Consider the following 7311-nt stretch of genomic DNA (forward strand, 5'->3'; position numbering starts at 1 on the left):
CTGCCGCCAGCTGTTCAAGATCCTCGAACGCTCAGGTCGAACCCCGACGACCTCCTCCGAACCGCTTGACTCGATATAGCAGCCTCGGGGGGGGGGCGAAGTCGGCGGCCTCCGTCTCCGTCAGCAGGACGCGGTGGTAGGTGCGGGCCGCGCGGTGCGTGCAGCCCGAGCGCGCGGCGGCGTAGCAGGCGTCCTGGCCTTGGCGCCAATCATGGCCAGGTCGGGGGTCAGTGAGCACGGTTCGCGCACGAGCGGCAAGCCGGGCATTGAATCCGGTTCCTCGGGGCATCACTGCAGATGTTGGCCCTGGTACTGGGCTACCGCTGCCTATGCAGTGGCGCTGGGTCGTGGCTGGCGATGAAGTCGAGGATCTCTTCGGTGACGCGCTCGGGGGCGTCCTCCATCACGAAATGTCCGGCCCCGGGGATCACGGTGAGCCGAGCGTTGGGGATGTCCTCGGCGAGTCGCTGCCCGTAGGTCAGGGGCTGCCACTCATCGCGTTCGCCCCAGAGGATACGGACGGGCATCGTCAGGGACGTAAGCTGGTCGGTGATCTCTTCGGTGTACCGGGAGTCGTAGTGCCGCACCTGGTGCTCGAAGAAGGAGACGCGTCCCAGTGTCGACTGGTGCGGCGCCAGATACGCATCGAGGACGGCACCAGTCATTGTCGCCGCGCCGCCGGCCACCGTCATCTCCAGTTGCCGGGTGAGGATGGCGTCGAATGCGTCCTGCGGCAGCTGCATGTGCTCCTCCAACCGCTCGTTGATGATTTTCCGCCAGGTCGCGGAGGGCCAGGAGTCGTAGCTGACCGTGTCAATGATCATTAGCCGCCGCACCCGCTCGGGGTGGGCGATGGCGAACCGCTGGCCAATCGCACCGCCGATGTCATGGGCAACGATGGTGGCCTGCTGGATACCCAGGGCGTCGAGCAGACCACCCAGCAGGTCCGTCTGGGCGGCGACCGAGGTGTCCCGGCCCACCGGGCGTTCGGAGCGCCCGTAGCCCGGCAGGTCGTAGGTGATGGCACGGTAGCCGGCGGCCTCAATATGCGGTACGACGTTCCTCCACTCGTACGAGTACGAGGGTGTGCCGTGAACGAATACCACCGGCTCGCCCTCGCCGCGGTCGCGGTACGAGATACGGACCCCGTCAACGATCAGGTCACTGGGCAGGAAGTGCATGGGTCGACTCCCGACTGTGTAGATCAGCCCCCTCAACTAAACTGTACAGGTCTGTTCATTTAACGTGGGCGGCGCCACAGTGGAAACTGTCTGTCAACCGGTACCGGGGAATATGGGATGAGCGAGATCAAGGCGGGGGCGACCGCGGCCAGCAGGCGGCGGCCCGCCCGGGAACGTCTGTTGGTGACTGCCGCACGCCGCTTCTATGCCGACGGAGTAACAGCCACCGGTATCGACACGATCGTCGCCGAGGCTGGCGTTGCCAAGACAAGCCTGTACAACAACTTCTCCTCCAAAGCTGAGTTGGTCATTGCCTATCTCGCCGCCCGGCATGAGGAATGGCTCGCGGCGTACCGCGCCCGGCTACAGACGACGACTGACCCCCGCGAGGCAGTCCTTGCGGTTTTCGACACATACGCTGATAGTGCGGAGGCCGCCCGCGAGACTGGGTTCCGCGGCTGCGGCCTGTTCAACGCGGCGGCCGAGCTGCCGGCCGGCGACGCCGGGCGTGACGTCGTACGCCGCCACAAGGAGACCGTCGAGGAACTGATCGCCGGTCACCTCGAGCAGCTACTGCCCGAGAACCCCGAAGAGGCCAGCGCGCTGGCGGAGCACCTGTCCTTCCTGCTGGAGGGCGCGATGGTGCGGGCCGGCCTGGAAGGCGAAAGCAGGCGGCTGGCGCACGCCCGCACGCTGGCAGCGGCGCTGCTGGACGTGGCCGCGAACGAACCCTAGGGCTTTCGGGAGGTGCTGTCGCCTGCGCCTGTTCGAATTGTTGCTCAGTGGAGAGTATTGCTGTCTTTGCGGGGGACACCGCTCTACAGTGTTGGACTGTACCGGCGCCCACACGGAGGAAGTGACTGAGCCAGTCCAGGCCCGGGGGTTTGGCACTGAGCCGGGGGCTGCCGAATACCGCTACAACAAGCTGGCCTCGCCGATCTGGCGGCGGCTGGCGACCGCCTCCTGCATCTGGGCGTCAGTGCGGGCGCTGGACAGGGCGACTGCGGCGTACGAGGCCAGCATGGCGCTGGCTGCCTCACTGAATTCGTTGAAGGTCGGGCTGTCGGGAGTAGCACCGCTTGGGGTGTTTCGACACCACCCGCCACGGCGTGGAACAGCGGGTGTTCCGGGTCCCCGATCTGCCGCGCCACGAGCCGCGCTGGGCGCACTCGTGCCTGCCGCCCAGGCACTGGGAGTGGGCAACATGATGGGGTTCCTCCTATTCGCTGAGGTCGCCCAGCTCAAGCAGTTTCTCCCTGATCCGGTCTGGCGCATCGAGACCTGCGACCTAATCGAGCAAAGCGTCACCCCCATCGTCAGCAGCGCCGACCCGGACCGATACCCGCTGACCGGCAACGCCTTCGCGCGGAGCATCCACCGCTACCGCGCCGACTGCGACCTCCTGCTGCACCTGCTGGCCAATGGCGTCTTCCACGCCGACGGCACCTACCACCACCTCGCATCATCAGCGGCTCCATCAATGAGGTCTGCAGTCCCGGCGACGGCAGGAGATTGCGCTACCTGCAGAGCCGCTGGCTTCGGGAAGAACTACGCGAACCGTTCGGTGTCGTGGAGCTTGATTCTCCGGAAGGTGGACCTACTGCGTTCCGCTCTGGAACTTGAAGGCGATGGCGTCGATCACCTCACGGTGATCCCGCCGCGGGCCACCCCATCTTCGGAGTCCGATCCGGGAGCAACGGCTCGATCCGCGCCCACTGCGCGTCGGTCAACGGCACACCTAAACCAACGATCGGCTGATCCAAACGAAACCGCCTAGCTCCCCAGAACGGACCGCCATCCGGCTGGTGCGGAGCTGCACAACGCCGACGCTTCGGCATAAGCTCATGCCCCTTGAATAGCTCATGACCGCGCACCCGCGGGGACGGTTGCGTTCCATCTCCAGCTCGCGGACCTTCTTGCGTAGTGCGGCAATCTCGGGGCCCTTCGCGGAATCGGCGACCGACTCGGGACGGGCGGCCTTCACCCACTGCCGCGGAGTCTTGTGGTTCACGCCGAGCTCACCCGCGATCTGCGAAACCGGGCGGCCCGACGAGCGCACTAGGTCGACGGCGTCAGCCCGGAACTCCGCCGAGTAGTTATAGGTTCCCGGTCATTCGACCAGGGGTGTCCGGACGGGGCAGGACGCCGTCCCACCAGTTGCGCCCACCGCCCGCTTTCTGGGCTACGGCCAGGGACTGCTCGCTCGCAGTGGTCATCGCGCCCTGCTGCAGCGGCGCCAGTTCAGCTCGACGAACCGGTCGGCACCGGCCTCCGACGCGAGGACGAGACGGCATGCGGGTGGGGTGCGGTATCGAGGCAGCGTCGGCAGACCGAGTCCCCATGATAGAGCTGTTGCGGCAGGGCACTCGCCAGGTGAGCGACTTCCTTCCCGGTCAACGCCAGGACATAAGCCAGCGTCGTCGACCACTCACACCTCGGGAGTGACCACCTCGGTCAGTTGCCGTGGGCGGATCGACTTGCGCCGACTGTCCAGCATCAGACCTGCAGATAACACGTGGGCGCCATTTTACCTCCCCCAACCTCATACCGGGGAGCATTCCCACCACCAGGCGGGGTCGCCCGACCTAACGAAACCGCCTAAGAGGGCATCTGATCATTGTTCACGCTGATGTGAGTGGGATGTCCGTTTCCATTCGCCAGGTAGGTACGGATTCTCCAGTCAGTTCGCGGGACATTTTGTTAGCCATCGCCCAGTGGATCATCGCTCTCGATCTCTGGGGGAGGGCTTCGTAGTCCCGTACCAGGCGGCGGTGCTGCATCAGCCAGCCGAAGGTCCGCTCGATCACCCACCGTTTCGGCAGCGGCTCGAAGCCCTTGGTTCGCGGTCGCTGCACCATCTCGACGTCGATGCCCAACCGGGCGCCGTGGTTGAAGATGCTGTTCTGGTAACCGCCGTCGGGCCCGGACCTTGGTGACGCTGGGATGTGCAGCGCGCAGGTCGTCGAGCAGGAGCTTGCCACCGGTGGTGTCGTGCTGGGAGTTGATCGAGCCGGTGCTGTCTGCCTGGCGCTTCGAGCGCCGGGGCAGCGCCCTGGACTTCGGCCGGCCGCCGGAACATGACCTGCGCGACATCATGGACGCGATCTTGTACGTGGACCGGACCGGGGTTCAGTGGCGCTATCTCCCTCACGACTTTCCGCACTGGAACACGGTCTACGGCTACTTCGCCAAATGGGCCGACGAGGGTGTGTTCACCCAGCTCAACGGCCTGCTCAGGCAGCTGCTACGCGAGAAGGAAGGGCGTGACGCTGAGCCGTCGGCCTGCGTAATCGATGCAGAGAGTGTCAAGACCACCACCAGCGTCCCCGCCACCGGCCAGGGCATCGACGCCGGAAAGAAGATCGTCGGCAGGAAACGGAGCATCGTCACCGACACACTCGGGCTCCTCCTCGCGGTGCTGGTCACCGCGGCGAGCTGCAGGACTCCATCGCCGGCACACGCCTCCTGGACCAGGTCGCCGCCGACCACCCCGGGATCCGAAAAGCCTGGGTCGACGGCGGCTACCGACACCACCTCGTCGAGCACGCGGCCGCCCTACGCATCGACATGGAAATCACCGGCCGCCAGCTTGGTACCAGGGGCTTCACCCCGATCCCAAAGCGGTGGGCGGTCGAACGGACCTACGGCTGGCTCATGCTCCACCGCCGCCTGGCCCACGACTACGAAACCTTGGCCACCCGCTCCGAAGCCATCATCCACATTGCCATGACCGACCTCATGGCCCGCCGCCTCACCGGCGAGAACACCATCTCCTGGCGTGACCCGACACCGCAGACTAACCACCAGATTCCGGGTTGAAACAACGGGCGAGAACGACCTCTAAGAGGTCCTAACAAAGGCGTTGGACATGGCGGTGGGTGATCAGGCAGGTGGCGAGGCCGAGGAAGGCTTCGTGGATGTCGTCGCGTCGTTCCCAACGGATGCGCAGGCGGCGGAAGCCGTGGAGCCAGGCGATCGTGCGCTCGACGACGTAGCGGAAGATGCCCAGGCCGGGGCCGTGGGGCTCGCCCCGTCTGGCGATCACGGGCCGGATGCCGCGCTGCCAGAGCTGGCGGCGGTAGATGTCGTGGTCGTAGCCGCGGTCGGCCAGCAGAGCGTCCGGCCGCCGGCGGGGCCTGCCGACCCGGCCCGCGACGGGTGGGATCTTGTCGAGGAGGGGCAGCAGCTGGGTGACGTCATTGCGGTTGCCGCCGGTCAGCGATACCGCGAGCGGGATGCCCTGCCCGTCGACGATGAGGTGGTGCTTGCTGCCCGGCCGTGCTCGGTCGACCGGGCTCGGTCCGCTTTTGGGCCCCGTCGGGCAGCCCGCACGTGCGAGGAGTCGATCACCGCCCGCTCCCAGTCCAGCCGGTCCTTCGACCGCAGCTCGTTCAGCAGCAGCTGGTGGAGCCGGTCCCAGACGCCGGCCTCGTTCCAGGCCGCAAGGCGCCGCCAGCAGGTCATGCCCGAGCCGAAGCCGAGTTCCTGGGGCAGGTACTCCCACTGGATGCCGGTGTGCAGCACGAAGAGGATCCCGCACACGGCCTGCCGGTCCGGCACCCGCGGTCTGCCCTGGACCTTCCTCGGACCTGGCGTCGGCAGCAACGGCCCGACCAGCGACCACAGTTCATCCGACACGATCCACGGCCGCGACTGACGGTCTCCCATACCCACACATACGAGCAGAAAGGCCGACAGCCTCAAGATCAGCAGCTTTTGTTAGAGCCAGTAAGGCTTAGGCGGTGCGCCGGTGTTGGCGGAGGGACGGGAGGGCCAGGCAGGTCCCCAGTGCGAGGGCGGCGGCGATGACACCCAGGATGCCACCGAAGCCGAGGCCGGTGAGCGCGCCGGTCAGCTGCGGGCCCAGGCTGGCACCGACGAAGATGCTGCCGCCGTAGAGAGCGACGGCCGAACCACGCACTTGTGCAGGCGTGTTGGCGTTGATGGTTTCCACGATGGCGGGTGCCGCCGCGGCGACGCCGGCCACGAACAGCAGCAGCACGATGGCCAGGAGTACCGTCTGATCTCCGAGGAGGGAGCCGGCCACGACGGTAACGGCGGCCAGTGTGAAGGCGAGGACAATGCGCAGGGGGGCGGCCAGGCGCTGGAGGACAGGGCCCAGCAGGGGGATGGTGATTAGCGCGGGCAGTGCACTGGCCCGCAGGGCGAGTATCGCCCCGGTGTTCCCCGCGACGCCGGGTGGCCCGGCGACGGTGACAGCCGTGTACACGGCTACGAAGGCCGTCATGAGCGTCATGGTCGACACGTACAGAGCGACCAGGCTGGGTCGGCGCAGCAGCCGCGGCATGGCCGCGAAGGTCTGGAGCAGTCCGCCGCTGGTGCGGTGACGTTGGGTGGGCCGCAGCACGCGGCGTACGGGGATCAGGAGAAGCGCCATGAGGGCGGCGCTGATCCAGAAGGCCACGCGCCAGTCGAGTCCGCTGCCGACGACGGCTTGGACTCCCACCTGCATGATGATGGCGGAGGCGAGGAAGCTGCTGGTGACGAAGGCCAGGGCGCTGGCACGGCGATGCGGCGCGATGTGGTGGACCACGTAGGAGAGCGCGGACGGCGCGAAGGACGCGGTCGCCAGTCCCTGCACACTGCGCAGGGCGATGGCCGTGGGCAGGTTGGTGGCCGCGCTGACGGCCAGGGTGGCCACGGCGGCGGTCACGAGGCCGACGGTGATCACCGTGCGGGAACCGTAGCGGTCCGACAGCGGCCCGGCGAACAGGAATCCGGCGACGTAGGCGAATCCGAATGCCGTCGCCGTCCAGGTGGCCTGACCGGTAGTGGTGCCGAGCGAAGTAGCCAGGGGGGACAACATGGCGAGAACGGCGTACATCTGACCGACCATCAAGAGGCCGAGCACGGTCAGCAGCGTGACGGTCGAGCCAGCAGGTGCCCAGTACGTCGGTGGGTCGGGCACAGATCGTGTGTCTGAGGGGGCGGTTGTGGTGACGGTGGCGGTGGCCGTCTTGGTCATGCGAGCTCCAGAGAGGGCTGGCTGGTCGGTCGGTGTTGGAGGGTGGTTGGGGAGGATTGCCCCGGGCTGTGTGTTTCTCCGTGGGGAGATACAGCCCGGGGCAGATCTGGGTGCCTGAGGCAGGTGACGTGTTACTCAGCCGTC

General features: G+C 66.9%; 5 protein-coding genes and 3 pseudogenes. 3 read left to right on the forward strand and 5 right to left on the reverse strand.

Going from position 1 to position 7311, the window contains the following annotated elements:
- Positions 1-317: 317 nt before the first annotated feature.
- Positions 318-1181, reverse strand: a complete 864-nt coding sequence (locus ACZ6IM_RS41955) for an alpha/beta fold hydrolase (protein WP_319218224.1) — start codon at positions 1179-1181, stop codon at positions 318-320.
- 117 nt (positions 1182-1298) lie between these two features.
- On the opposite strand from ACZ6IM_RS41955, the gene ACZ6IM_RS41960 reads away from it, so the two are divergent.
- Complete coding sequence (locus ACZ6IM_RS41960; RefSeq protein ID WP_319218222.1) at positions 1299-1916, forward strand: TetR/AcrR family transcriptional regulator; 618 nt, start codon at positions 1299-1301, stop codon at positions 1914-1916.
- A gap of 469 nt (positions 1917-2385) precedes the next feature.
- Complete coding sequence (locus ACZ6IM_RS41965; RefSeq protein WP_319218220.1) at positions 2386-2958, forward strand: hypothetical protein; 573 nt, start codon at positions 2386-2388, stop codon at positions 2956-2958.
- On the opposite strand, the pseudogene ACZ6IM_RS41970 reads toward ACZ6IM_RS41965, so the two are convergent.
- Positions 2920-3264, reverse strand: a pseudogene (locus ACZ6IM_RS41970) (transposase); the annotation flags it as partial. The gene ACZ6IM_RS41965 and the pseudogene ACZ6IM_RS41970 overlap by 39 nt on opposite strands.
- 538 nt (positions 3265-3802) lie before the next feature.
- Positions 3803-4162, reverse strand: coding sequence for a transposase (locus ACZ6IM_RS41975; RefSeq protein WP_398918786.1), 360 nt, complete (start codon positions 4160-4162; stop codon positions 3803-3805).
- On the opposite strand from ACZ6IM_RS41975, the pseudogene ACZ6IM_RS41980 reads away from it, so the two are divergent.
- A pseudogene (locus ACZ6IM_RS41980) lies at positions 4156-5000 on the forward strand (IS5 family transposase). The gene ACZ6IM_RS41975 and the pseudogene ACZ6IM_RS41980 overlap by 7 nt on opposite strands.
- 31 nt (positions 5001-5031) lie before the next feature.
- Here the strand turns inward: ACZ6IM_RS41980 and ACZ6IM_RS41985 are convergent.
- A pseudogene (locus ACZ6IM_RS41985) lies at positions 5032-5849 on the reverse strand (IS5 family transposase).
- Between the two features lie 67 nt (positions 5850-5916).
- Positions 5917-7110 (reverse strand): MFS transporter, encoded by a 1194-nt coding sequence (locus ACZ6IM_RS41990; protein ID WP_469564493.1) that lies wholly within the window; start codon positions 7108-7110, stop codon positions 5917-5919.
- Positions 7111-7311: the final 201 nt, after the last annotated feature.

Source organism: Streptomyces sp. NPDC042336 (genome assembly GCF_055581985.1).